The following is a 21,357-nucleotide window of genomic DNA, read 5'->3' as shown; positions in this document are numbered from 1 at the left end:
TTACTGCCCTCCGTTGCGGGCCAGGTGCTCCCGGGCCAGGTGCTCCCGGGCCAGGTCGTGCAGGGAACGTTTCGCCGGGACCGGCGCGGTGTGATTCTCGGTCCAGGGGCCAACGTGTTTCGGTGTCAGTTTGCGGAACCGGGTGGCGCCCCAAAGGAACAGGCGGTAGAGCACAGGACTGCTGTTGAGCGTCTGCCAGAAACGCCAGATCAGACGCTCCTTCCGGGAATACTTGGCGCCACCGTCTTTTACCTTCGGCCCTTCGGCCGGACTTTTCACATTCTCCTGGCGCAGGCGCTGGAGCAGCTCCGGAATCGGGATCTTCACCGGGCACACGTCACCGCAGGCGCCGCACAGGGAGGAGGCGCTGGGATGATCCGGTACCTGGTGCAGCCCGACCATGTGCGGCGTCACGATCTTGCCGATGGGCCCCGGATAGACCTCACCGTAGGTATGGCCACCCACCCGCGTATACACCGGGCAATGGTTCATACAGGCGCCGCATCGAATGCAGTTGAGGGTCTGACGCATCTGGGCATCGGCGAAGGCACCGCTGCGGCCGTTGTCCAGCAGCACCAGGTGTACTTCCTCCGGGCCGTCCAGCTCATCGGCCTTGCGCGGGCCGGAGATCATGTTCACATAGGTGGTGATCGGTTGCCCCAGGGCAGAACGGGTCAGCAGCGACAGCAGCGGCACCACGTCCCGCAGGTTCTCCACCACCTTCTCGATACCGGTCACGGCGACGTGGACCGGAGGTGCCGTAGTACTCATCCGGCCGTTGCCCTCATTCTCCACCAGCAACAACGTCCCGGTCTCGGCAATGGCAAAGTTCACACCGGACACTCCGACGTCCGCCTCCATGAACTTGCGGCGCAGGGTCCGGCGGCCGACCTGGATCAGTTCGTTGACGTCGTCGGTTTCCTCCACGCCCAGCTTGTCGTGGAAGAGCTTCGACACCTGGCGACGGTTCTTGTGGATGGCCGGCATGATGATATGGGAGGGTTTCTCACCGTCGAGCTGAACAATGTACTCGCCCATGTCGGATTCCAGGCACTCTACCCCGCGCTCGGCGAGGTAGTCGTTCATCTCCATTTCCTCGCTGACCATGGACTTGCCCTTCACCACCTGCGAGCCCTGACGGGCCCGGATGATGCCATGGACGATCTCGTTTGCCTGTTCGGTGGTTTCGGCCCAGTGCACTTTCACGCCGTTTTCGGTCAGCTTCGTTTCCAGCTGCTCAAGCAGGTCCGGCAGCCGGGACAGAGCCCGCGCCTTGATCCGGTTACCCAGCTCCCGCAGGCCCTCGCGCTCGTCCTCATCGGGGAAGGCATCGGCCCGTTTTTTCATCAGCGAGTCCATGGCAGTGCGGAAGTTGGTCCGCAGCTGGCCGTCCGCGAGGGCGACTTCCGCCCGGTCCCGGAAACCACCGGTCAGTTCGGTAACAGGTATGCGCTGGCTCATGCCTTGCCCTCCCCGCTAACGCGTTCCCACAGGAAACTGGCCAGGTGGCGGCCCCGGAAGGCCTGCTGCTGTTTGTCCAGGGAACCATTGATGTTCATCAGGCAGCCGCCATCAGCGGTGACCATCTCGTCCGCGCCGGAGGTCATCAGGGATTGCGTCTTGTCCTTCACCATGGCGCCGGACACTTCCGGCATGCGCACCGAGAAGGTGCCGCCGAAGCCACAGCACTCGCTCTCGTGGTCATGCTCGACCCGCTCCACCTTTGCCAGCTTACCCAACAGTTCCCGGGCGTGGAGATGGGTGTTCATCTCACGGCGGGCGGAACAGGAGGTGTGCAGGGCAATCCGGGTGGGTTCACCCAGGTCCTGCCAGTCGACCCGGCAGACGTTGAGCAGGAACTCGGTCAGTTCGAACGTGTGCTCGGCCAGGACCTCCACCCGGGCCAGGGTATCCGGCTCGTCGGCGAACAGTTCCCGGTAATGCTGGCGGAACATGCCGGCACAGGAACCCGAGGGCACCACCACCGGCATACCCGCATCGAGAATCGCCAGCTGCGCCCGGGCCACCTCGCGAGCCTCCGACGCATAGCCGGAAGTCCAGGCCGGCTGGCCACAGCAACTCTGCCCTTCGGGGAAGTGCACCCGGACGCCCTCGCGCTCAAGCAGGCGAATGGCATCCAGACCCGCTTCGGGAAAAAACAGATCCACCACACAGGTCCCGAACAGGATCACTTCCCGGGGTTTGGCGGGGTACTGCCGCGGCCCGGGTCGTTCCGGAGCAACCCGGGTCGCATTGGGGGCAGCGTCGTAAAACAGTTCGCTCATGATCGGCTCCTCCACGGAAACGGCGCTTGTGCGCTTACACTCAGACCAACGGATCCACGATGCCCAGCCCGTAGGCGGCGATCAGTGCAATCAGGCCCGTCATCAACAGGTAATACAGGGTTGGCCAGACGGTCTTGCGCAGGGTCTGCCCTTCACGGCCAAGCAGGCCGACCGTGGCAGACGCGGCCACCACGTTGTGGATCGCCACCATGTTGCCGGCCGCGGCGCCCACCGCCTGCACCGCCACGATCAAGGCAGTGGACAAGCCCAGGCTCTCGGCGACGCCGAACTGGAACTGGCTGAACATCATGTTGGAGACGGTGTTGGAACCGGCCAGGAACGCGCCCATGGCCCCAACGGCGGGGGCCAGCAGCGGATAGATGCCGCCCACGGTATCGGCCACCCAGGTCGCCATGGCAATGGGCATGCTCGGCAGGTCAGACAGGTTGACGCCGGAGTTGATCAGGATCCGCACCATGGGCACCGTGAACAGCAACACGAAGCCGGCGCTCAGCAGGACACTGCCGGATTCTTTCACGGCGGCGGTCAGCTCCCGTACCTGCATGCGGTGAATGAAGAACGTGGCCAGTACGACCATGACCAGGATGCCGCCGGGCAGGTACAGCGGCTGCACGCCGGCGTTGATGCCCGCCTCACCCAGGATGTTGGAGAAACTGACTCCGACAGAGGTAAAGGCGGTCTTGACCTCCGGGATCACCCGGCTGACCACCAGCACCACACCCACCAGTACATACGGCAGCCAGGCTCGGAAGCCGCTCATGGGCTTGGCAGCGAGGTCTTCCAGTTTCATCTCGATAAGGCCGAACCACTCGGACGGCCACCGCTCACGGGGCGCAAAATCCCAGGTGGTTTTCGGCAAAAGAAAGCCCCTGCGCGCGGCCGTGGTGACGATCGCCAGACCGATCAGGCCGCCCAGTAGGGACGGGAACTCGGGACCGAGGATCACGCCAGTCAGTGCGTAAGGCACCACAAAGGCGATACCGGCAAACAGGGCAAACGGCAGCACCTCGAGACCTTCCCGCCAGCTTCTGTTCCTGCCGAAAAAGCGGGTCATCATCATGACCATGAACAGCGGCATGAGCACACCCACGATGGCGTGGGTAATGGCCACTTCGGAGGTAATCAGCTGAAGGTACTGATCCCAGCCGGCCCCCACCTGCTCCATCCGCTCTCCGATGCTGCTGCGGTCCAGGCCGGTGGTCACCCCTACGATGATCGGCGTGCCGACCGCCCCGAACGATACCGGAGTGCTCTGTACCATCATTCCCAGCATCACTGCCGCCATGGCCGGGAAACCAACGGCTACAAGCAGGGGCGCGGCGATGGCCGCCGGGGTTCCGAAACCGGAGGCACCCTCGATAAACGATCCGAACAGCCAGACGATGATGATCGCCTGAACCCGCCGATCGGGACTGATATTGGTGAAGCCCGCGCGGATGGCGGTGATAGCCCCGGAATGTTTCAGGGTATTCAGCAACAGGATGGCGCCGAAGATGATCCACAGCAGCCCAAGGGTGATTACCAGCCCCTGTAGAGAGGAGGCCAGGATCCGATTGAAGCTCATGTCCCAGCCGGTAAAGGCGATCAGGGCCGTCACCAGGAATACCAGCGGCATGGCACGACGGGCCGGCCAGCGCAGGCCGATCAGCAGAATCCCGGCCAGGAGGATGGGCGTAAACGCCAAGAGGGCGAGCAATCCGGACGACATACAACTCTCCAAGTCTTGTTTTTGGAATCTGGATGGATAATTGGTATTACCAATTTACAAGAGCCAGGCGCTTACGTTATGGGAAGGGACTGACTGCTGTCAAAATGGCCATCTGCGACATTGGTCCAATTGCCTTTGGTGAACGCTGTCAAATCAAGTGGTAATCGAGGTATGCTGTTTTGGTAAGACCAATCTGAAATCCATCGAAACCCTCAGGTAGTAGACCCCATGGCCATCGGACACATTGCGCCACGGCGACTGGCCGACACGATCGTCGAGCAGCTGGAAACCATGATTCTGGAAGGTACCCTGCAACCGGGCGAGCGGCTGCCGCCGGAACGGGTACTGGCCGAGCAGTTCGGGGTTTCAAGGCCTTCGCTTCGGGAAGCCGTACAAAAACTGGCAGCCAGAGGCCTGCTTACCAGTCGTCAGGGCGGCGGAAATTTTGTCACCGAGAACCTGGGCTCCAGCTTCAGCGATCCGCTGTTCTCACTGCTGGAACACCGGCCCGAGGCCCAGCGCGACCTGCTGGAGTTCCGCCGGACACTCGAAGCGGATTGCGCCTATTACGCTGCGCTGAGGGCGACGGAAGTGGACCGTGAGCATCTGCAAACCGCCTACGATGAACTCCAGGCCTGCTACGGATCAGACTCCAGGCGGGATGTGGAAGCCGAGGGTGCTGCCGATGCCCGCTTTCACCTGGCCATCGCCGAGGCCAGCCACAACGTCATTCTGCTGCACACCATCCGTACCCTCTTCAACATGCTCAAGAGCAGCGTGGTGACCAACATCGGCGGCATGTACGCGAGGGAAGCGGAAACCCGGGAAGGGCTCAAGGAGCAGCATCGGCTGCTGTTCAGCGCCATCATGGAAGGGCGGGCGGATGACGCCAGGGAAATTGCCGGCACCCATATTCAGTACGTGCAACAGGTGTTGTCCGAGCGCAGCGAAAGCCACCGTCGCCTGGAGCGGGCCATCCGCAGGGACAGCCTCACGCGAGGCTGATGCTCAGAGCTTCTCCCAGACTGTCACCTCGGAAAAACTGTGCTGGAACTTGTTCCGGGTCTCACGGATCACGAACGGCACACTGTGGGGATCGACCAGCAGCCGGAAATGAGGCGCCAGCATTTCCTGCAGGCCGTCAAAAGTGGTGTAGTCCTCACCATCCTTCCGAAAGCCACCGACCCAGGCATCCCGGGGCGTGTATTCCTCAAGCCAGGTATAGGGGGAGGCAATGACCAGCAGGCCGTTGTCGGTGATGCGTTCGTGAATTGTGGTCAGGAACCGGGACGGCTGATACAGGCGGTCGATCAGGTTGGCCGCCAGCACCAGGTCGTAACCGGTAAAGCGGGGCTGGAGATCGCAGGCATCACCCTGATGGAAGCCCACTTTTCCAGCCGTACCTTCCAGTCCGAGGGACGCCAGACTCCGCTCCTGGTAACTCACCAGCTCGCCCTCTTCCGGGCGGGCGTAGCGTACCTGCCTGTGCTTCGCCATTTCCGAGGCGGCGCGGACAAAACGCTCGGAAAAGTCGATCCCGTCGACATGGTCGAAGCGGGTGGCCAACTCGAAGGTCGCCCGACCACAGGCGCAACCCAGGTCCAGCGCCTTGCCGGCATCCCGACCGTCCATCGCTTCGAAACACAGTCGCGTCAGTTCTTTGGGGAAATTCGGCTCGCCGTGCCAGGATTCACCAAAGTGAAACTCCAGGTACTGCGCCAGGGTCGTGTCACTCTCGTAGTAGCCACTCGGCTCGTTCACATGTATATCCTCGTTCCAGGGCCGAATCCAACGCGGAAACGGCGCATCACTCACCCGCCAGTTTCGGGTACAGGGGCTCCACTAGCGGCTTCAGCCCCTTGGCATCATCGATGAACAGCTGCAAATGCGGGAACGGTATCTCTATTCCGGCTGCATCCAGCGCTTCTTTGATCTGCTCGAGGATCTCGGCCATGATCGTAGGCTGAACGTCCAGGTTGTCCGGAGTAATCCACACCTGCGCTTTCAGGTTGACCGATGAATCTCCCAGGCTCTCCATCAATACTCTGGGTTCCATGCCCCGCGACTGCAATGCCTCCGGGTGCGCCCGCAATACCGGCATGATGACTTCCCTGGCGGCCCTGGCCGATTCCTTATAGGCAATGCCCACCGGAATGTTCAGTCGTGTTGCACCCTCGGCACTGTAATTGACGATGTCGGAGGACGCCACGCTGTCGTTGGGGATCATGGTAAAAATGTTATCCCGGGTCCGCAGCCACGTCGTCCGCAGGGCGATCTTCACCACCTTGCCATCCTGGCCGTTGATGGTCACCCAGTCCCCGATCCGGAACGGTCTCTCAATCAGCAGGGTGATACCGGCGATAAAATTGGAGAGGGTGGACTGGGCGGCAAATCCCACCGCAATACCCACAATCCCGAGCCCCGCCACGATGGAAACGACGTCGAATCCGAACTGGGCGAGGACAGTCACCACCGCAAAGGTCACCGCCAGCACCGAGAACAGATTCTCGACCAATTGCCGGATCGACGGATCCAGCCGATAGCGGATCATCGTTTCCCGGATCAGCCGACCAAGTAGCAGCCAGGCGACAAAAAAGCCGAGGGCCATCAAACCGGCCTTGGCCATTGCCCCCAGGAACTCGGACCCGGCCCCGAACTGGGCCAGGATCACCAGCAAGGCGCCGAGCCCCGCCAGGTAACGCAGTCCCGTGCTTACGTGACCAACCACAGGGTGGGCAGCCCGGCGTTTGCCGACCAACAGCCGGATCAGCCCCATCACCAACAGGTAGGCCCCCAGAAACAGGGCCAGGTAGAACACCGAGATCAGCAACTGGCTCAGGGCATGGACCGCAAAACTCCCCCAATCCATCCGGCCTCCGCCAAGGGCATTGACGGTGTCACCGAGGTTTTTCTTCAGTTGCTCGATCACAGCCCCGATAAATGTCTCAGCCATTCGCCATTTCCTTGTTGTCTTTATCAGCGCTACCCGACCCTATCAGCCCTGCCAGCCAGGGCAGCAACCCGGGATAGGCATCCAGGTCCAGCACAAATTCCTGGCCTCTCGCTGCACTGGTCAGGTAACACCAGGGCGGCTGCAGTCGCCATCGATCAGCATTCAGATGATAGCTTAGCGCCGGTTTGCCGGCGGTGGGAAAAAATCCGGCCGGCAACCGCCATCGCGTGGGCAGCCGCGCCTCGGGATCCGTCAGCATCAGCCGTTCCTCGAGCCTGTGGAACACACCACTCCCTGGCACGAGGGGCCGATCACCCGACAACCGCCAGCGGTCCGAGGCTATGTACAGAGTGTTGCCGGGGTCCGGTCCACGGCAGAAATGAGGATGGTAGCGGGCCCAGGACAATGCATCCGCCGGCAGATCATCAACTGCTTGCATCTGCCCCACCCGCAGCCAGCCCCAGACCGCATGAAACGGCCTGGTACCGGGCACAAACCGCCACCGACGACGTACAATCTCAGCCCTGCGGAATACGCCAAAAAACAGAAACAGATCCCCCTCACCCACGCCCTGATTCTTCAGGTGGCCCTGGGCGGATCCGGTTTGGCCAAGCAGCGGGCGCCACCCCGGTTGACGTGGAAGCGCCCCGGTCACCAGGTCGGGATCGAGGTGCGCGCCGGAACCGGCCCGTACCCGCCCGCCAGACAGGTCCCTGGCGATCTTGCCCAAACGACGCGAGCAGAACGACACATCGTCATAACGAATCTTCGAGAGCGGATCGGGAATCGGCAGAACACACAGGGAACCATCCGGCAGCACCGGACTGGGGCAGCCTCCGGCAGATGAATCGAAGCCTTTCCGGCTCAGGATCAGTCGCACAATCACTCCTGGATCAATGGGGGTTCAGCAGCTGAAAATGCTATCGTAGATCGTTGGCCAATGCGCCCCGACAGCCCGCCAATGGGAGATTTCCATGAAAATCGTCTGTATTTCCGACACCCACGGCATGCATCGCCAGGTAAAGGTCCCGGATGGCGACCTGTTGATCCACGCCGGCGACTGCCTTGGCCAGGGCACCCTGGATGACCTGGAGGATCTGAATGACTGGTTCGGCAGTCTGCCCCACCGTCACAAGATCCTGATCGCCGGCAACCATGACTGGTGCTTCCAGGACGAACCGGAAGAATCCCGCATCCTGCTTACTCACGCCCACTACCTCCAGGACAGCGGCCTGGAACTGGAGGGGCTACAGTTCTGGGGCAGTCCCTGGACCCCGGTGTTCTTCAACTGGGCGTTCAACCTGGAGCGGGGGCCGGAACTGGCCGAACGCTGGGCAAGAATACCGGACCACCTGGATGTGCTGATCACCCATGGCCCGCCTGCCGGCATCCTGGACACCGTCCCCGGCAGCCACGGGGACCAGTCCGTGGGCTGCGAAGAACTTGCCCGGGCCATTGAAACCCGGCGGCCGAGGCTCCACATTTTTGGCCACATCCATGAAAGCTATGGCCAGAAACAGGTGGGCAACTGCCTCCATGTCAACGCCAGCACCTGTACCGGCAGCTACAAGCCGCTCAATCTGCCCGTCACCCTGGACCTTTGAGGAGCACCATGTCCAACCAACCCGATTACTCCCTGCTTGAACTGGCCTCGGTGCGCGAAGGCGACTCCGTGGGCACCACCCTGGCCAACAGCGTGGCCTACGCCCGGCATGCAGAACAACTGGGGTTCAAACGGTTCTGGCTGGCCGAGCACCACAACATGGAAGGCATTTCCAGCTCGGCAACGTCGGTACTGGTTGGCCACATCGCAGGCAAGACCCACTCAATCCGTGTCGGTTCCGGAGGGATAATGCTCCCCAACCATCCACCCCTGGTGATCGCCGAACAGTTCGGAACACTCGAATCCCTGTACCCGGGCCGCATCGACCTGGGCCTGGGCCGCGCCCCGGGCACTGACCCGATAACGGCCCGCGCGCTCCGCCGGGACGGACTGGGCGCTGAACAGTTCCCGGAAGACGTTGCCCGCCTGCAAACCCTGCTGGGACCTTTGCAGCCCGGCCAGCCGGTCAAGGCCATCCCCGGTGCCGGCACCAACGTGCCCATCTGGCTGCTCGGCTCCAGTCTTTACAGCGCCCAGCTGGCTGCCATGCGCGGGCTGCCCTACGCCTTTGCGGGCCACTTTGCGCCGAGACTCTATCGAGAGGCCCTGCGGGTCTATCGGGATAATTTCCAGCCTTCGGAGCGCTTCCCCGAGCCCCGGGCGATGCTCGCGGTCCCCGCCATTCCGGCGGACACCGAAGAAGAAGCACGCTTTCTGGCCACCACCAGCTACCAACGTATTCTGGCCCTGTTCCGTGGTCAGCCTCTGTGGATGAAGCCCCCGGTGGAGACCATGGAGGGCCTCTGGAACGCCGGTGAAGAAGCCAGTGTCCGGGACTTTCTCGGGCTGCAGCTGCTGGGCGATGCAAACTCGATTGGACAGCAGATCGACAACCTGCTGGCGACAGTCGAAGTGGAAGAGCTGATGTTTACCGTGGACATCTACGAGCCCGCAAAGCGCCGCCATGCCCTCGATATCCTGGCCGCCACCCGGCGTCAGAGCACCGACTCCACCGCCTCGATCAACTGAGGGTCTTCCGGCCGGACCTGGCTCGGAAACCGCTCTACCACGGCACCATCCCGGTCCACCACGTACTTGGTGAAATTCCACCGGGGTGGCTCGCTCTGGCGGTTGAGTTCCCGGAAGACCGGATTGGCGTCGGAGCCGGTCACCGGACCCGGGGCGATCATGGTGAAGGTGACGCCGAAATTGACGAAGCAGACTTTCGCCGCTTCTTCCTCGCTGTCTGCCTCCTGCCGGAAGTCATCGCTGGCGAAGCCGACCACAACCAGCCCCTTGTCGGCGTAGCGCTGGTGTAATGCCTCAAGTCCCTCGAACTGGCCGGTATAGCCACACCGGCTTGCGGTGTTGATCACCAGCATCGGTTTGCCGCCTGCAAGCTCACAGAGGTTGACGGACTCCCGGGAATGCAGTTTGCGCTGCTCATGATCAAGAAAAGCCGGACAGCCTTTCACCTCCTCTGCCTGGGCAAAGCCGGACAGGGCGGCCAACATGAGGATGGCTATCAGTCTGGACATAGTCAGTCTCCTTGTACCTGACTCAATCTTACGCGAAACGCGATGATATGGTTCTGACCACTGGACACCCGCGGCATCAACCGCAATCATCCCCGTAAACACTCGATTCAGGAATCTTCAAATGTCCCAGGAAACCATTCACCTGTTTCTTTCCCACGGACTCGAAAGCGGCCCGGGCAGCACCAAGATCCAGGCCATGAAGCAGGCGGCCGAAGCTTTTCCCAATGTGCAGGCCGAGGCCATTGACCATCGCAGCAGCAAGGATCCGGACGTTCGCCTTCAGCAGATGCAAACCGCCATGGACCGGGCAGGGGCTGTTCCGGAGCGCACGATTCTGGCCGGGTCGAGCATGGGCGGCTGGGTCTGCGCCCAGACCAGCGCACTCACCCCGGTGCTGGGCTGTTTCCTGCTCGCCCCGGCGCTGGCATTACCCCGCTACCCCCAATCCCGGCCTGTCATTCGCGCGAGACATGCCCAGATCATCCATGGCTGGGACGACGATGTGGTACCGATAATGCCGGTTCTGGAACTGGCCCGCGAACAGCAGCTCGCCACTCTGATCCTCCCGGACGGACACCGGCTGCAAAACAGCGTGGACAGGGTGGTACGGGAGTTCACCTTCTTCCTTGAAACCTGCCTTTCCGAACTGAATCCATCCTGAATTCATGCACTTGCGATCCGGCTAAAACCTGTATCCGATGTTGGCTTATTTCCGCCATTTTCTTGCGAAAACCACTTTGTTTTGCCAGTCTTTATTAACGTAACAATGGATTAACGTAAAATAACGAGCGGAGACAACCCGATGAGCAGCAAGAGTAAATTCAGGAAACTGGCTTGCATTTCAGCGCTGGCGTTTGCCGGCCTGACCGCGGCAAATGCCGTAAACGCAGCCAACTGGCGTTACGCCCATGAAGAATACGAAGGCGACGTTCAGGACGTATTCGCTTACAAGTTCAAGGAATACATCGAAGAAAACTCGGATCACACCTTGCAGGTTTACCGTTTCGGCGAGCTGGGCGAATCCGACGACATCATGGAGCAGACCCAGGCCGGTATCCTGAACTTTGTGAACCAGTCACCGGGCTTCACCGGCTCCCTGATTCCAGAGGCCCAGATCTTCTTCATCCCCTATCTCATGCCGACTGACATGGACACGGTGATTGAGTTCTTCCGGACCAGTGAAGCGATCAACGAGGACTTCCCCGAGCTTTACGCGGAAAAAGGTCTGGAACTGCTGAAGATGTATCCGGAAGGGGAAATGGTTGTCACGGTCGACGAGCCGGTCACCAAGCCTGAGGACTTCAACAACAAGAAGATCCGGGTAATGACCAACCCGCTGCTGTCCGAAACCTATTCAGCCTTCGGTGCCACACCGACTCCGCTGCCCTGGGGTGAAGTGTACGGTGCGCTGCAGACCAACATGATCCAGGGTCAGGAAAACCCGATCTTCTGGATCGAGTCCGGCGGTCTGTATGAAGTGTCTCCGAACCTGGTATTCACCAAACATGGCTGGTTCACCACTGCCATGATGGCGAACCAGGACTTCTACGAAGGTCTGTCCGACGAGGACAAGAAGCTGGTTCAGGATGCAGCGGACTACGCCTTTGAAGAGATCATCGTTCACATCGATGGCCTGGCGGAAGAAGCCCTGACCAAGATCAAGAAAGCTTCTGACGAAGTCACCGTAACCCGTCTGAACGACGAACAGATTGAAGCCTTCAAGGCCCGTGCGCCGCAGGTGGAAGACAAGTTCATTGAAATGACTGGCGAGAGCGGTAAAGAACTGCTGAACCAGTTCAAGGAAGACCTGAAAGAAGTTCAGAACGACTGATCTGAAGGAAACAGTCCCGTCGGCTCATGCCGACGGGACTCGGTCTTAATCCCGCCCTGCCGGCATCCCCTTTCCGGTCGGGCGCAGAATGTTCTGGAGCGCACCCCATGTCCGAGAATTCCCCGGATCTTGAAGATGACACCGGCTCGTATGAGTCAGGGCTGCCCGGGTTTCTGGGAACCATTGATGTCTGGATAAGCAAGATTGAAGCGGTCATGCTTGCCCTGGGCGTCATCCTCATGGCCATCAACACCTGCGTGAACGTGATCGCCAGGTACGTCTTCGGCGAAGGCCTGTTTTTCTCGGGAGAAATCAACCGAATCCTGATCATACTGATCACCTTTGCCGGCATCGGCTACGCGGCCCGACATGGTCGCCACATCCGCATGTCCGCCGTCTACGACGCGATCCCGACGAAGGGACGCAAGGTACTGATGATCATCATTGCCCTGTTCACCTCGGTGGTGATGTTTTTCCTCTGCTACCACTCTTACGGTTACATCGAGACTCTCTACGACCGTGGCCGGATCCTGCCCGCCCTCGGGTTCGAGATCTGGTGGATCTACATCTGGGCTCCGGTTGGTTTCGCCATCACCGGTATCCAGTATTTCCTGACCGCCATCAAGAATTTCACCAGCAAGGATGTATACCTCTCAACCGGGGTTGTTGATGGCTATGCCGATACCGAATCGGAAGTATGACCCCCGCAGCTGAACTCAGGTAAGGACAAGAAATCATGGCAACTATAATGATGGTGATCATGATCGGGTTACTGCTGCTGGGCTTCCCGATGATGGTTCCGCTGATTACCGGCGCGGTAGTCGGCTTTGTAATGATGTTTGACGGCTTCGGCCAGATGGGCACCTTCATCCAGCAGATGATGGGTGGCATCCGGCCGGCGTCGCTGATTGCGGTTCCGATGTTCATCCTGGCCGCGGATATCATGACCCGGGGCCAGTCCGCGGATCGACTGATCAACATGGTCATGGCCTTTATTGGCCACGTTAAAGGCGGTCTGGCGATCAGTACCGCGACCTCCTGTACACTCTTTGGTGCCGTCTCGGGTTCCACCCAGGCCACCGTGGTCGCCGTGGGTTCGCCGCTGCGCCCGAAGATGCTGAAAGCCGGCTACTCGGACCCGTTCACGCTGGCACTCATCATCAACGCCAGTGACATCGCGTTCCTGATCCCGCCCAGCATCGGGATGATCATCTACGGGGTTATCTCGGAAACCTCCATTGCCGAGCTGTTCATTGCCGGTATCGGTCCGGGCATCCTGATCCTGTTCATGTTCTCGATCTACTGCCTGATCTACGCCTACAAGAACGACGTCCCCACCGAAGAGAAGGCGAGCTGGGGGCAGCGGGCGGTTTCCGTGCGCGACGCACTCTGGCCACTGTTCTTCCCGGTCATTATCGTGGGCGGTATCTACGGCGGCATCTTCAGTCCCACCGAAGCGGCTGCAGTATGCGTACTCTATGCGTTCCTGCTGGAGTTCGTGGTATTCCGTTCGCTGAAGCTGCCCGATGTGTGGCGCATCGCCAAGTCCACCGGCCTGATCACCGCAGTGGTCTTTATCCTGGTTGCCGTGGGTAACGGCTTCTCCTGGATCATCTCCTTTGCCCAGATCCCGCAGAGCATACTGGCAGCCGTCGGGGTCAATGAAGCCGGCCCGGTCGGCGTGTTGATCGCCATCTGCGTGGCGTTCTTCATTGCCTGTATGTTTGTGGATCCTATCGTGGTGATTCTGGTGCTGACCCCGATCTTTGCGCCGGCCATCGAGTCCACCGGCCTGGATCCGGTTCTGGTGGGTGTACTGATTACCCTCCAGGTTGCAATCGGTTCTGCCACCCCGCCCTTTGGCTGCGACATCTTCACGGCGATCGCCATCTTCAAGCGGCCCTATCTCGAAGTCATTCGCGGTACCCCACCGTTCATCTTCATCCTGGTGGCCGCAGCCGGCCTGATCATCGCCTTCCCGGACATCGCCCTGTTCCTGCGGGATCTGGCGTTCAGGGATTAACGGAGAGACTCAAGGGTCCTTAAGGAGACACTCATGTTCAAAAGAATCCTGGTCGCGGTGGATGGCTCCAAAACCTCGCTGAAGGCGCTGGACAAGGCCATCGAACTCCAGAAACTCATTCCCGAAGCCGAGATCTACATTTTGTGCGTCTACAAACACCACAGCCTGTTCGAAGCCTCATTGTCGATCGGCCGCCCGGCTGACATGGACATCCCGGATAAAGTGCTCTCCGAGTATGCGAAAGGCGTGGTCAATCATGCCAAGGAGTTGGCCAAGGAACATGGCGCGACCAAGATCCGGGGCTTTGTGAAGGCCGGCCGGCCTTCACGGGTGATCATCAAGTTTGCGGAAGACAAGGAAGCCGACCTGATTGTGGTCGGCACCAAGGGCACCAACAGTGACAAGGAAGGCATGTTCCTGGGCAGCGTGTCCCACCGGGTGGCGTCCCACGCCAAGTGCCCCGTCCTTGTTGTCTGATCTATCAAATCTGCCCGGGACAGCACCGTCAGGGCTGTCCCGGGACCTTCCCATCGGAATTACCGCCCGGACTTGAGCATCTCCCAGTACTTGGCATAGACCTGCAACGCCTCGTCTCCGATATCCACCTGGAATTCGGCGTTGGTCATGTCTTCTGCGGTGGGGTAGCTGGCGCGGTTATTGGCCACCTCGTCAGGCAGCATCTCGCGGGCCGGCAGGTTCGGTGTGGCATAGCCGATTTCCTCACTGATCAGCGCGGAGATTTCAGGCCGTAACACGAAACTGATGAACTGGTGAGCCGCCTCCGGGTTCTTGGCATTCTTTGGAATCACGAAGCTGTCCAGCCAGGCAATGATGCCCTCGTCGGGATAGACGTATTCCAGTGACGGCATGGTCTCTTCGGCCATCACCGCTTCACCGTTCCAGATCATGCCAACATCGGTCTCGCCTTCCAGGTAGGGAACCCGGGGCGCGTCGGAGTTAAAGGTGCGTACCGAGGGCATCAGCTCGGTGAGTTTCTGGTAGGCCTCCTCGATCTGCTCCGGATTCGTGCTGTTGCCGGAATAGCCCAGCACACGGAGGCCGACATGGAAGACCTCACGCATGTCGTTGGTGAGCATTACCCGGCCTTCAAAGCGCTCGTCCCACAGGTCCTCCCAGGCGGTAACCGGCTCGCCTTCAATATCGGCCGTGTCCACAGCCAGGCCAGTGGTGCCCCAGAGGTACGGAATACTGAACTTGTTGTCCGGGTCGATATCCAGGTTAACCAGCTCCGGATCCAGGTTGTCGAAGCCCTCGATCTTGCTGCGGTCGATGGGCATCAGCAGGCCTTCCTGGCGCATCTTGCTGACGTAGTAGGTGGAGGGCACCGCCAGGTCATAAGCGGCGCTGTCGTCCAGCAGTTTGAGCTTGGCGTACATGGCCTCGTTGCTGTCGTACGTGGTGTAGACCACCTGGATGCCGGTTTCTTCCTCGAAGCGAGTGAGTACTTCCTGCGGCATGTACTCGGACCAGTTATACAGGTTGAGAACCTTTGGTTCCTCGGAACTGCAGCCAGTCAGGCCCACCGCCAGCAGGCCGGCCAGTGCGAGTTTCTTCATCGTTTGCTCCTTATGAGTATCCATTGAGACAACATCAGCATAACCAGTGAAAACACCAGCAACAGTGTGCCCAGGGCGTTCACCTCAGGCTTGAGCCCCACCCGCACCATGGAATAGATGCGCAGGGGCAGAATTTCATAACTCGGGCCACTGACAAAGGTGCTGACCACCACATCATCCAGTGACAGTGTAAACCCCAGCAGCCAGCCCGCCAGCAGGGCTGGCATGATGACCGGGATCAGCACGGTCCGGGTCATGGTGAAATCGGAGGCGCCGAGATCCCGCGCGGCCTCGGGCAGGCTTTCGTCAAATCCGCTGAGCCGCGCCATCACGGTAATCACCACGAAGGGCAGGCAAAAGGTGACATGGGCCAGCAGCAGGGAAAGATAGCCGAGCTGGATGCCCACCAGCAGGAACAACGCGAGCAGCGAGATCGCCAGGACGATCTCCGGGGACATCATCACCACGAACAGCATCCCGTTGAGCACTTTCTTGGCCCGGAAACGGTAGCGGTGCAGCGCCAGCGCCGTCAGGGCACCGATAATGGTGGATACGGTGGCGGCCGAGAGCGCCAGCCACAGTGAGTTCCACATCGCTTCCACCATGGCGTTGTTGTGGAACAGGGACTGGTACCAGCGCAGGCTGAGTCCGCCCCAGGTATAGCCGCTGCGGGAATCGTTGAAAGAAAACACCACCAGTACGCCAATCGGCACGTACAGCATCAGGTACACCAGCACCAGATAGACTCTTGGCAACCATCGGGTCATCCTGCGCCCCCCTCGCCGAGGCGCTGCTTGCTCAGGCGGTGGGCCAGCATCAGGATGGCCATGGTAATGGTCAGGACAATGCTGGCAGCCGCGCCGAACGGCCAGTTGCGGGCATCCAGGAACTGGTTCTTGATGACGTTCCCCACCAGCAGGTTACGGGAGCCGCCGAGGATGTCCGGCACGAAGAACAGGCCCATGGCCGGCAACAGTACCAGCATCACACCGGCGAGAACGCCGGGCAGGGTCAGGGGCACGATCACGTGGATAAAGGTAGCTAACCGCCCGGCACCCAGATCGTGGGAGGCCATCAGCAGCTCCTGGCGCAGGTCATCGAAGACCGAATACAGCGGCAGGATCATGAAGGGCAAGAGCAGATAGACCAGGCCGATAATCACTGCGCCCTCGGTGTAGAGCATCTGGATCGGCTCATCGATCCAGCCCAGGGACATCAGGGCGCTGTTGATCAGACCGTTGGTGGCCAGCAGCATCTTCAGGGCGTAGGTGCGCACCAGCGAATTGGTCCAGAACGGCACGATCAGCAGGAAAATCAGCAGCAGCTGGCGTTGTTTCCCCAGTTTCGACAGTGCCCAGGCGAAGGGATAGCCCACCAGCAGGCAGACCAGGGTGGTCATTGCCGCCATATACAGCGAATGCAGGAACACCTCGAGATACAAGGGATCGAACAGCTGCCGGTAGGCATCCAGGTTCAGGGGCAACGCGATGAAAGTTCCCGGGTCCCGGGTCATCACGCTGGCGCCCACCACCAGCAGGTTGGGCGCCAGCACCAGGAACAGCAACCAGCCCCATACCAGCACCAGCACCGCCGTCCTGAACGGCTGCCGGGTAACGCTAGGCATCGGTCAGGGCATCCTCATGGACAGATTCATCCGCCTCCTCAGGAAGCAACCATTCCCAGCCATCGACCCAGCTCACCTTCACTGGCTCGCCCAACCGGTAATCGAAGGCGGGATCGTCCTCATCGAAAAACTCACTGGCCAGGACTTCGCTGCCGTCTTCCAGCTGGATCACCGAATCCAGGGTGCTCCCCTTGTAGTTTCGCTCAATGATCTTGCCGGCGACGCCCTGCGCATCAGCCGGGTCCAGCACGCGAATGTCCTCCGGGCGCAGCAGCACGTGCAGCGGCTGCCCTGGGCGTACCGGAAAGTCCGGGCGACGCAGGGTCCGTTTGAGACCGAACACATCCACGGTGATGGCGCTGTCATGGATTGATTCGACCTCGCCGGGGAAGAAATTGGTTTCACCGACAAAGCGCGCGGTAAAAAGGTTGGCCGGACGTTCGTACACTTCGCGGGGAGTACCGAGCTGCTGGACCTCGCCATCCTTGAGCACCACAACCCGGTCGGACATGGACAGCGCCTCTTCCTGGTCGTGGGTCACGAACACGAAGGTGATACCCAGTTCCCGCTGCAACCGCTTCAATTCGCCCTGCATGGTGCGGCGCAACTTGTAATCCAGCGCAGAGAGCGGCTCGTCCAGCAACAACAACCGGGGGCGCTTGACCACTGCCCGGGCAATGGCCACACGCTGTTGCTGGCCGCCGGACAGCTGATGGGGTTTCCGGCCTTTGAAATCCTGCAACTGCACCATCGCCAGCGCTTCGTCGACGCGCTCACGAATCTCTTCCTTCGGCCGTTTTTCCATCTTCAGACCGTAGGCGACATTGTCGAAAACGGACATGTGAGGAAACAGCGCATAATGCTGGAACACGGTATTCAGGGGCCGGTGTTCAGGTGGGGTCCCGGTCAGGTCCTGTCCGGCCAGGGTGATCGTACCGGCATCGGGATGTTCGAAGCCTGCCATCAGGCGCAGCAAGGTGGTTTTGCCGCAGCCTGACGGACCGAGGAGGGTAATGAATTCCCCGTCGTAGATGTCGAGGTTCAGGGAATCCAGAACGTTTTTGCCGTCAAACTGTTTGCTGAGGTTACTCAGAGAAAGCAGTGTCTTTTTCATCGGCCCGGTCCGGAAAGTGAGCCCGCTATTTTTTCAGAAAGCGTAGCAAACAAAAAGGGGCGTCGGGGTAATCCGAACCCCCGACGCCCCTTGTTATCAGGACCTTAACCGTGCCGGGCGATCACTCGCCGGCAACACTGTTCAGGTAGGCCTTGTCCGAGATGTTGATCCAGGGACGCACCTGCTTGAGGTAATCGCGCTGGGAAGTGATGATTTCCTTGGCCAGCGGATCCTCTTCCGCTGCTTCCTGAAGCAGGCGGTCGGTGGTTTGACGCAGCGCATCGATAACTTCCGGCGGGAACACCTTGTGGGTCACATCCGGATAGTTCTCCTTCATCTTGTTCCAGGCGACACCGCTCTCATGCACACTCTGGATGTACATGTCGTAGGCGGCCGTGCGCATGGCGACCCGGAGCACCTCCTGCAGATCGGCCGGCAGCTTGTCCCAGGTCTTCTTGTTGATCAGGAACTGTACCTCGGCACCGGGCTCCTGCCAGCCGGAGTAGTAGTACTTGGCGATCTGGTGGAAGCCCATGGGGAAGTCGAGGGCCGGGCCCACCCACTCAAGGGCGTCGATGGTGCCGCGCTCAAGCGCGGTATACAGCTCTCCCGGCGGCAGGTTGGTAACCGCCACGCCCAGTTCCGACATAACCTCGCCGGCAAAGCCCGGGGTGCGCATCTTCAGTCCCTGGAGATCTTCCACGGAGTTGATTTCCTTGCGGAACCAACCTCCCATCTGGTTCCCGGTATTACCGCCCGGGAAGGACAGCAGACCGTGCGGCTCGTAGACCTTCTGCATAAGCTCCATGCCACCGCCATGGTAGAACCAGGCGTACATTTCCGGGGCGATCAGGCCGAACGGAATGGTGGTGAAGTACATCGCGTTGGGAATGGTGCCCTTGTAATAGTAGGAGGCGGTATGACCCATGTCGTACTGGCCGGTGCGCACCAGGTCGAAAATGCCGAAAGGTGCCTTGTGCTTGTTGGATGCGTCTATCCGCACTTGCAGCCGGCCATCGGACATTTCCTCTGCCATCTTGGCAAAGTGTTCAGTGGTTTCCCCCAGAATCGGTGAGTTCGGTCCCCAGGTCTGAGCCAGGCTCAGGGTGTACGTTTCCTGCGCCAGCGCAGACACGCTGAACGCCGACGCCGCAACAGCCACCGCGGCAAAGAAAGACTTGCGTAAATTCATGGTGTTGGCTTCCGTTTTTTATAGGTATGAATAGGTATTTCGGGTCCATGTCCATCATAGCCTGCTAACGGCAATGAGCCAATCTTTGTCACAGATCGACGGCAGACTCTGCGACATCACGCCACACAGGCACTACGCTATTATCAAATTCCCCCGACTCGAGATTCCATGAAGCAACTGTTTCTCGTACGCCATGCCAAATCCAGCTGGGCCGATGAAGACCTCAGTGACCGTGAACGCCCCCTCAACGACCGGGGCGAAAGCCAGCTCGCGGCATTGGGCCGGGCACTGGCACGGAGCAGTGGTTTCGGCGGCACCATCTACGCCAGCGATGCCTCCAGGGCCCGGCAGACCCTCGGCGGCATCCTTCCGCAGGGATTTCCCGAGAACCGGATTCACATCAGCGCGGAGCTTTATACATTCGACTATCGGCGGCTCCTGCGTTGGCTCAAAGGCCTGGATGATCGAGAGGAAACGGTCACCCTCATCGGCCATAACCCGGCCTTGCTGGAGCTGTCGGAGCATCTGCTCAGACACCCGCCGGCACATCTGCCCACGGCCAGCTTTGTCCACATCCGGTTACCGGACAAGCCCTGGCGCAAAGTGGCGGCCGGCAAGGGACAGCTCGAACACTTCCTGACCCCGAAAGAGTTCAGCTACGAGCAGTTCGCCCGAAAGCAGAAGAAAAGGGCCAAAACCAGGGGCAAGGAGCCCGGACGAGACATTCCCGAGGCCCTGTCTCACCAGCTCCAGCGAATGCGGGAACTGGAACCGGGGGTCCGGGTGGGTCTGGATGACGAGTTCCTGCATCAGTTCCGGATTGCGATCCGGCGCAGCCGGGCAATCGCCGAATCGGTGGCCGAGGTCACCGGTGACAAGTCCCTGGACAAACCCGTCAAGCAACTGAAGCGCCATGCCCGTGCCACCAGCCGATTGCGGGATCTGCATGTTTTCCTGCAGGACCTTGCCGGGTGGTGCGAGCCCAACAATGAACTGCAGTCCGCGCTGGGCACCTGGATCGAAACCGAAGCCGAGCTGGAACACCACAGGCTGGTGAAACGGCTGGCAGGCAAGCGCTATCGGGACGCCATGCACCGCTGGGAGGACCAGATTCATTCCCGGGAGTTTCGCAAACTCGCGGGGCGGCTCTCGCCGGAGGACATCCGAAAGGCGGTAGAGCGACGTATAACCGAGTTCAACCGGCGTACCGCCGAGCTGCTCCACAACTCACCGGATGACGATATTCACCGGCTCAGGAAGCTGCTCAAGCGCATCCGTTACCTGATGGAACTGGATGCGAAAGGCTGGAAACGGCCGCTCAAGGCCTTGAAATACCGGCAGGAGCTGTATGGCCGGTTTCAGGACCTGCACGTACAGATTGAGCTGATCACAGCGTTCCGAGCCCGGGCCCCGGAGACGTTACCGGGGGCCGTGGACGGTCTGAAGGAGAGACTGGAACAGCAGAAAACGGACGCCCGACGCCAGATACTCGCGTTAGGAGGACTCGATGGACCCCCGCTATGACACACTTTTCCATGATGGCCAGTGCCCGCTGTGCGCACGGGAAGTCCGGGCGTTGAGGCGCTGGAATAGAGGCAACCTGGTTTTGGCGGATATCCACCAGCAGTACAATGGCAGTCCGGTACTGCCGCCTCATGAAATGCTCCTGCGCCGCCTGCACCTGATGACGTGGACCGGAGAATGGGTCACCGGGCTGCACGCCACTGTCCGCGCCTGGTCCCACACACCGTTCGGCTTTCTCTTCAAGCCCCTTCTCTGGCCGGGAATCTATCAGATGGTTTCACCGGTTTACGAACTCTGGGCGGATCGGCGCTACGAGCGCAAATACGGCTGCGCAGAGTGCGACCCGGGCTGACGGATCGAGGCC

Annotated in this window: 22 protein-coding genes; 10 read left to right on the top strand and 12 right to left on the bottom strand. The window is 60.4% G+C overall.

The window, feature by feature from the left end:
• Genes MD273_RS13105 through MD273_RS13095 form a run of 3 tightly spaced genes read right to left on the bottom strand, consistent with a single transcriptional unit; the run spans window position 1 to window position 4,014 of the window.
• Window positions 1-1,461 carry a LutB/LldF family L-lactate oxidation iron-sulfur protein gene (locus tag MD273_RS13105; protein WP_239038230.1) on the bottom strand — a complete coding sequence of 487 codons (1,461 nt, stop codon included), beginning with the start codon at window positions 1,459-1,461 and terminating at the stop codon, window positions 1-3.
• A complete protein-coding gene (locus MD273_RS13100; RefSeq protein ID WP_239038229.1) occupies window positions 1,458-2,285 on the bottom strand; it encodes a (Fe-S)-binding protein in 828 nt (275 codons plus the stop codon). The genes MD273_RS13105 and MD273_RS13100 overlap by 4 nt, the downstream gene beginning before the upstream one ends.
• Window positions 2,286-2,325: 40 nt before the next feature.
• The gene (locus MD273_RS13095) at window positions 2,326-4,014 is read right to left on the bottom strand and encodes an L-lactate permease (protein WP_239038228.1); all 1,689 of its coding nucleotides are present in this window, start codon (window positions 4,012-4,014) and stop codon (window positions 2,326-2,328) included.
• A 228-nt stretch (window positions 4,015-4,242) separates the two neighbouring features.
• Here MD273_RS13095 and MD273_RS13090 point away from each other — a divergent pair, with 228 nt between their 5' ends.
• A complete protein-coding gene (locus MD273_RS13090) occupies window positions 4,243-5,019 on the top strand; it encodes a GntR family transcriptional regulator (protein ID WP_239038227.1) in 777 nt (258 codons plus the stop codon).
• 3 nt (window positions 5,020-5,022) lie between these two features.
• Here the strand turns inward: MD273_RS13090 and MD273_RS13085 are convergent, their stop codons facing one another.
• From MD273_RS13085 to MD273_RS13075, 3 genes are read right to left on the bottom strand one after another with little or no spacing between them, the layout of a single operon-like run.
• Window positions 5,023-5,775 carry a putative 4-mercaptohistidine N1-methyltransferase gene (locus MD273_RS13085; protein ID WP_239038226.1) on the bottom strand — a complete coding sequence of 251 codons (753 nt, stop codon included), beginning with the start codon at window positions 5,773-5,775 and terminating at the stop codon, window positions 5,023-5,025.
• Window positions 5,776-5,821: 46 nt separating this feature from the next.
• Window positions 5,822-6,967 (bottom strand): mechanosensitive ion channel family protein, encoded by a 1,146-nt coding sequence (locus MD273_RS13080; RefSeq protein WP_239038225.1) that lies wholly within the window; start codon window positions 6,965-6,967, stop codon window positions 5,822-5,824.
• The gene (locus tag MD273_RS13075; RefSeq protein ID WP_239038224.1) at window positions 6,960-7,847 is read right to left on the bottom strand and encodes an Nmad3 family putative nucleotide modification protein; all 888 of its coding nucleotides are present in this window, start codon (window positions 7,845-7,847) and stop codon (window positions 6,960-6,962) included. Before MD273_RS13075 ends, MD273_RS13080 begins: the two co-directional genes overlap by 8 nt.
• 94 nt (window positions 7,848-7,941) lie before the next feature.
• Here MD273_RS13075 and MD273_RS13070 point away from each other — a divergent pair, with 94 nt between their 5' ends.
• Together MD273_RS13070 and MD273_RS13065 are read left to right on the top strand one after the other, a co-directional pair.
• Window positions 7,942-8,571: a metallophosphatase domain-containing protein gene (locus tag MD273_RS13070; protein WP_239038223.1), complete on the top strand. Its 630-nt coding sequence runs from the start codon at window positions 7,942-7,944 to the stop codon at window positions 8,569-8,571.
• An 8-nt stretch (window positions 8,572-8,579) separates the two neighbouring features.
• Complete coding sequence (locus MD273_RS13065) at window positions 8,580-9,599, top strand: LLM class flavin-dependent oxidoreductase (protein WP_239038222.1); 1,020 nt, start codon at window positions 8,580-8,582, stop codon at window positions 9,597-9,599.
• Here MD273_RS13065 and MD273_RS13060 read toward each other — a convergent pair.
• The gene (locus tag MD273_RS13060) at window positions 9,566-10,084 is read right to left on the bottom strand and encodes a glutathione peroxidase (RefSeq protein WP_239038490.1); all 519 of its coding nucleotides are present in this window, start codon (window positions 10,082-10,084) and stop codon (window positions 9,566-9,568) included. The two genes, MD273_RS13065 and MD273_RS13060, sit on opposite strands and share 34 nt — an antisense overlap.
• 145 nt (window positions 10,085-10,229) lie before the next feature.
• On the opposite strand from MD273_RS13060, the gene MD273_RS13055 reads away from it, so the two are divergent.
• The 5 genes from MD273_RS13055 (at window position 10,230) to MD273_RS13035 (ending at window position 14,439) form a co-directional block, all read left to right on the top strand.
• A complete protein-coding gene (locus MD273_RS13055) occupies window positions 10,230-10,769 on the top strand; it encodes a YqiA/YcfP family alpha/beta fold hydrolase (protein WP_239038221.1) in 540 nt (179 codons plus the stop codon).
• Between the two features lie 141 nt (window positions 10,770-10,910).
• Window positions 10,911-11,939, top strand: coding sequence for a TRAP transporter substrate-binding protein (locus MD273_RS13050; protein ID WP_239038220.1), 1,029 nt, complete (start codon window positions 10,911-10,913; stop codon window positions 11,937-11,939).
• A 107-nt stretch (window positions 11,940-12,046) separates the two neighbouring features.
• Window positions 12,047-12,640 (top strand): TRAP transporter small permease, encoded by a 594-nt coding sequence (locus MD273_RS13045; RefSeq protein ID WP_239038219.1) that lies wholly within the window; start codon window positions 12,047-12,049, stop codon window positions 12,638-12,640.
• A 35-nt stretch (window positions 12,641-12,675) separates the two neighbouring features.
• On the top strand, window positions 12,676-13,962 hold the full coding sequence (locus MD273_RS13040) for a TRAP transporter large permease (RefSeq protein ID WP_239038218.1): 1,287 nt from the start codon (window positions 12,676-12,678) through the stop codon (window positions 13,960-13,962).
• A 33-nt stretch (window positions 13,963-13,995) separates the two neighbouring features.
• Window positions 13,996-14,439, top strand: coding sequence for a universal stress protein (locus tag MD273_RS13035; protein ID WP_239038217.1), 444 nt, complete (start codon window positions 13,996-13,998; stop codon window positions 14,437-14,439).
• A gap of 59 nt (window positions 14,440-14,498) precedes the next feature.
• Here MD273_RS13035 and MD273_RS13030 read toward each other — a convergent pair whose 3' ends face one another.
• From MD273_RS13030 to MD273_RS13010, 5 genes are all read right to left on the bottom strand, one after another.
• Window positions 14,499-15,539 carry an extracellular solute-binding protein gene (locus tag MD273_RS13030; RefSeq protein WP_239038216.1) on the bottom strand — a complete coding sequence of 347 codons (1,041 nt, stop codon included), beginning with the start codon at window positions 15,537-15,539 and terminating at the stop codon, window positions 14,499-14,501.
• Complete coding sequence (gene potC, locus MD273_RS13025) at window positions 15,536-16,306, bottom strand: spermidine/putrescine ABC transporter permease PotC (RefSeq protein ID WP_239038215.1); 771 nt, start codon at window positions 16,304-16,306, stop codon at window positions 15,536-15,538. Before potC ends, MD273_RS13030 begins: the two co-directional genes overlap by 4 nt.
• A complete protein-coding gene (gene potB / locus MD273_RS13020; protein ID WP_239038214.1) occupies window positions 16,303-17,163 on the bottom strand; it encodes a spermidine/putrescine ABC transporter permease PotB in 861 nt (286 codons plus the stop codon). The genes potC and potB overlap by 4 nt, the downstream gene beginning before the upstream one ends.
• Window positions 17,156-18,277, bottom strand: a complete 1,122-nt coding sequence (potA, locus tag MD273_RS13015) for a spermidine/putrescine ABC transporter ATP-binding protein PotA (RefSeq protein ID WP_239038213.1) — start codon at window positions 18,275-18,277, stop codon at window positions 17,156-17,158. Before potA ends, potB begins: the two co-directional genes overlap by 8 nt.
• Before the next feature lie 121 nt (window positions 18,278-18,398).
• The gene (locus MD273_RS13010; RefSeq protein ID WP_239038212.1) at window positions 18,399-19,469 is read right to left on the bottom strand and encodes a TRAP transporter substrate-binding protein; all 1,071 of its coding nucleotides are present in this window, start codon (window positions 19,467-19,469) and stop codon (window positions 18,399-18,401) included.
• A gap of 168 nt (window positions 19,470-19,637) precedes the next feature.
• On the opposite strand from MD273_RS13010, the gene MD273_RS13005 reads away from it, so the two are divergent.
• Both MD273_RS13005 and MD273_RS13000 read left to right on the top strand, forming a co-directional pair.
• A complete protein-coding gene (locus MD273_RS13005; RefSeq protein WP_239038211.1) occupies window positions 19,638-20,993 on the top strand; it encodes a CHAD domain-containing protein in 1,356 nt (451 codons plus the stop codon).
• The gene (locus MD273_RS13000) at window positions 20,977-21,345 is read left to right on the top strand and encodes a thiol-disulfide oxidoreductase DCC family protein (RefSeq protein WP_239038210.1); all 369 of its coding nucleotides are present in this window, start codon (window positions 20,977-20,979) and stop codon (window positions 21,343-21,345) included. The genes MD273_RS13005 and MD273_RS13000 overlap by 17 nt, the downstream gene beginning before the upstream one ends.
• The last annotated feature ends 12 nt before the right edge of the window (window positions 21,346-21,357 follow it).

It is taken from the genome of Marinobacter sp. C7, from assembly GCF_022343555.1.
GTDB lineage: Bacteria > Pseudomonadota > Gammaproteobacteria > Pseudomonadales > Oleiphilaceae > Marinobacter.
The sequence above is the reverse complement of the archived record's forward strand: the minus strand, read 5'-3'. Positions and strand labels throughout refer to the sequence as shown.

Excerpts from the sequence above, each read along its gene's own strand:
- MD273_RS13100 (WP_239038229.1), bottom strand. The coding sequence starts at position 2,285 with ATGAGCGAACTGTTTTACGACGCTGCCCCCAATGCGACCCGGGTTGCT.
- MD273_RS13005 (WP_239038211.1), top strand. The coding sequence starts at position 19,638 with ATGAAGCAACTGTTTCTCGTACGCCATGCCAAATCCAGCTGGGCCGAT.
- MD273_RS13010 (WP_239038212.1), bottom strand. The coding sequence starts at position 19,469 with ATGAATTTACGCAAGTCTTTCTTTGCCGCGGTGGCTGTTGCGGCGTCG.
- MD273_RS13000 (WP_239038210.1), top strand. The coding sequence starts at position 20,977 with ATGGACCCCCGCTATGACACACTTTTCCATGATGGCCAGTGCCCGCTG.
- MD273_RS13065 (WP_239038222.1), top strand. The coding sequence starts at position 8,580 with ATGTCCAACCAACCCGATTACTCCCTGCTTGAACTGGCCTCGGTGCGC.
- MD273_RS13030 (WP_239038216.1), bottom strand. The coding sequence starts at position 15,539 with ATGAAGAAACTCGCACTGGCCGGCCTGCTGGCGGTGGGCCTGACTGGC.
- MD273_RS13080 (WP_239038225.1), bottom strand. The coding sequence starts at position 6,967 with ATGGCTGAGACATTTATCGGGGCTGTGATCGAGCAACTGAAGAAAAAC.
- MD273_RS13090 (WP_239038227.1), top strand. The coding sequence starts at position 4,243 with ATGGCCATCGGACACATTGCGCCACGGCGACTGGCCGACACGATCGTC.
- potA (WP_239038213.1), bottom strand. The coding sequence starts at position 18,277 with ATGAAAAAGACACTGCTTTCTCTGAGTAACCTCAGCAAACAGTTTGAC.
- MD273_RS13050 (WP_239038220.1), top strand. The coding sequence starts at position 10,911 with ATGAGCAGCAAGAGTAAATTCAGGAAACTGGCTTGCATTTCAGCGCTG.
- MD273_RS13105 (WP_239038230.1), bottom strand. The coding sequence starts at position 1,461 with ATGAGCCAGCGCATACCTGTTACCGAACTGACCGGTGGTTTCCGGGAC.
- MD273_RS13045 (WP_239038219.1), top strand. The coding sequence starts at position 12,047 with ATGTCCGAGAATTCCCCGGATCTTGAAGATGACACCGGCTCGTATGAG.
- MD273_RS13095 (WP_239038228.1), bottom strand. The coding sequence starts at position 4,014 with ATGTCGTCCGGATTGCTCGCCCTCTTGGCGTTTACGCCCATCCTCCTG.
- potC (WP_239038215.1), bottom strand. The coding sequence starts at position 16,306 with ATGACCCGATGGTTGCCAAGAGTCTATCTGGTGCTGGTGTACCTGATG.
- MD273_RS13055 (WP_239038221.1), top strand. The coding sequence starts at position 10,230 with ATGTCCCAGGAAACCATTCACCTGTTTCTTTCCCACGGACTCGAAAGC.
- potB (WP_239038214.1), bottom strand. The coding sequence starts at position 17,163 with ATGCCTAGCGTTACCCGGCAGCCGTTCAGGACGGCGGTGCTGGTGCTG.
- MD273_RS13035 (WP_239038217.1), top strand. The coding sequence starts at position 13,996 with ATGTTCAAAAGAATCCTGGTCGCGGTGGATGGCTCCAAAACCTCGCTG.
- MD273_RS13070 (WP_239038223.1), top strand. The coding sequence starts at position 7,942 with ATGAAAATCGTCTGTATTTCCGACACCCACGGCATGCATCGCCAGGTA.
- MD273_RS13040 (WP_239038218.1), top strand. The coding sequence starts at position 12,676 with ATGGCAACTATAATGATGGTGATCATGATCGGGTTACTGCTGCTGGGC.
- MD273_RS13060 (WP_239038490.1), bottom strand. The coding sequence starts at position 10,084 with ATGTTGGCCGCCCTGTCCGGCTTTGCCCAGGCAGAGGAGGTGAAAGGC.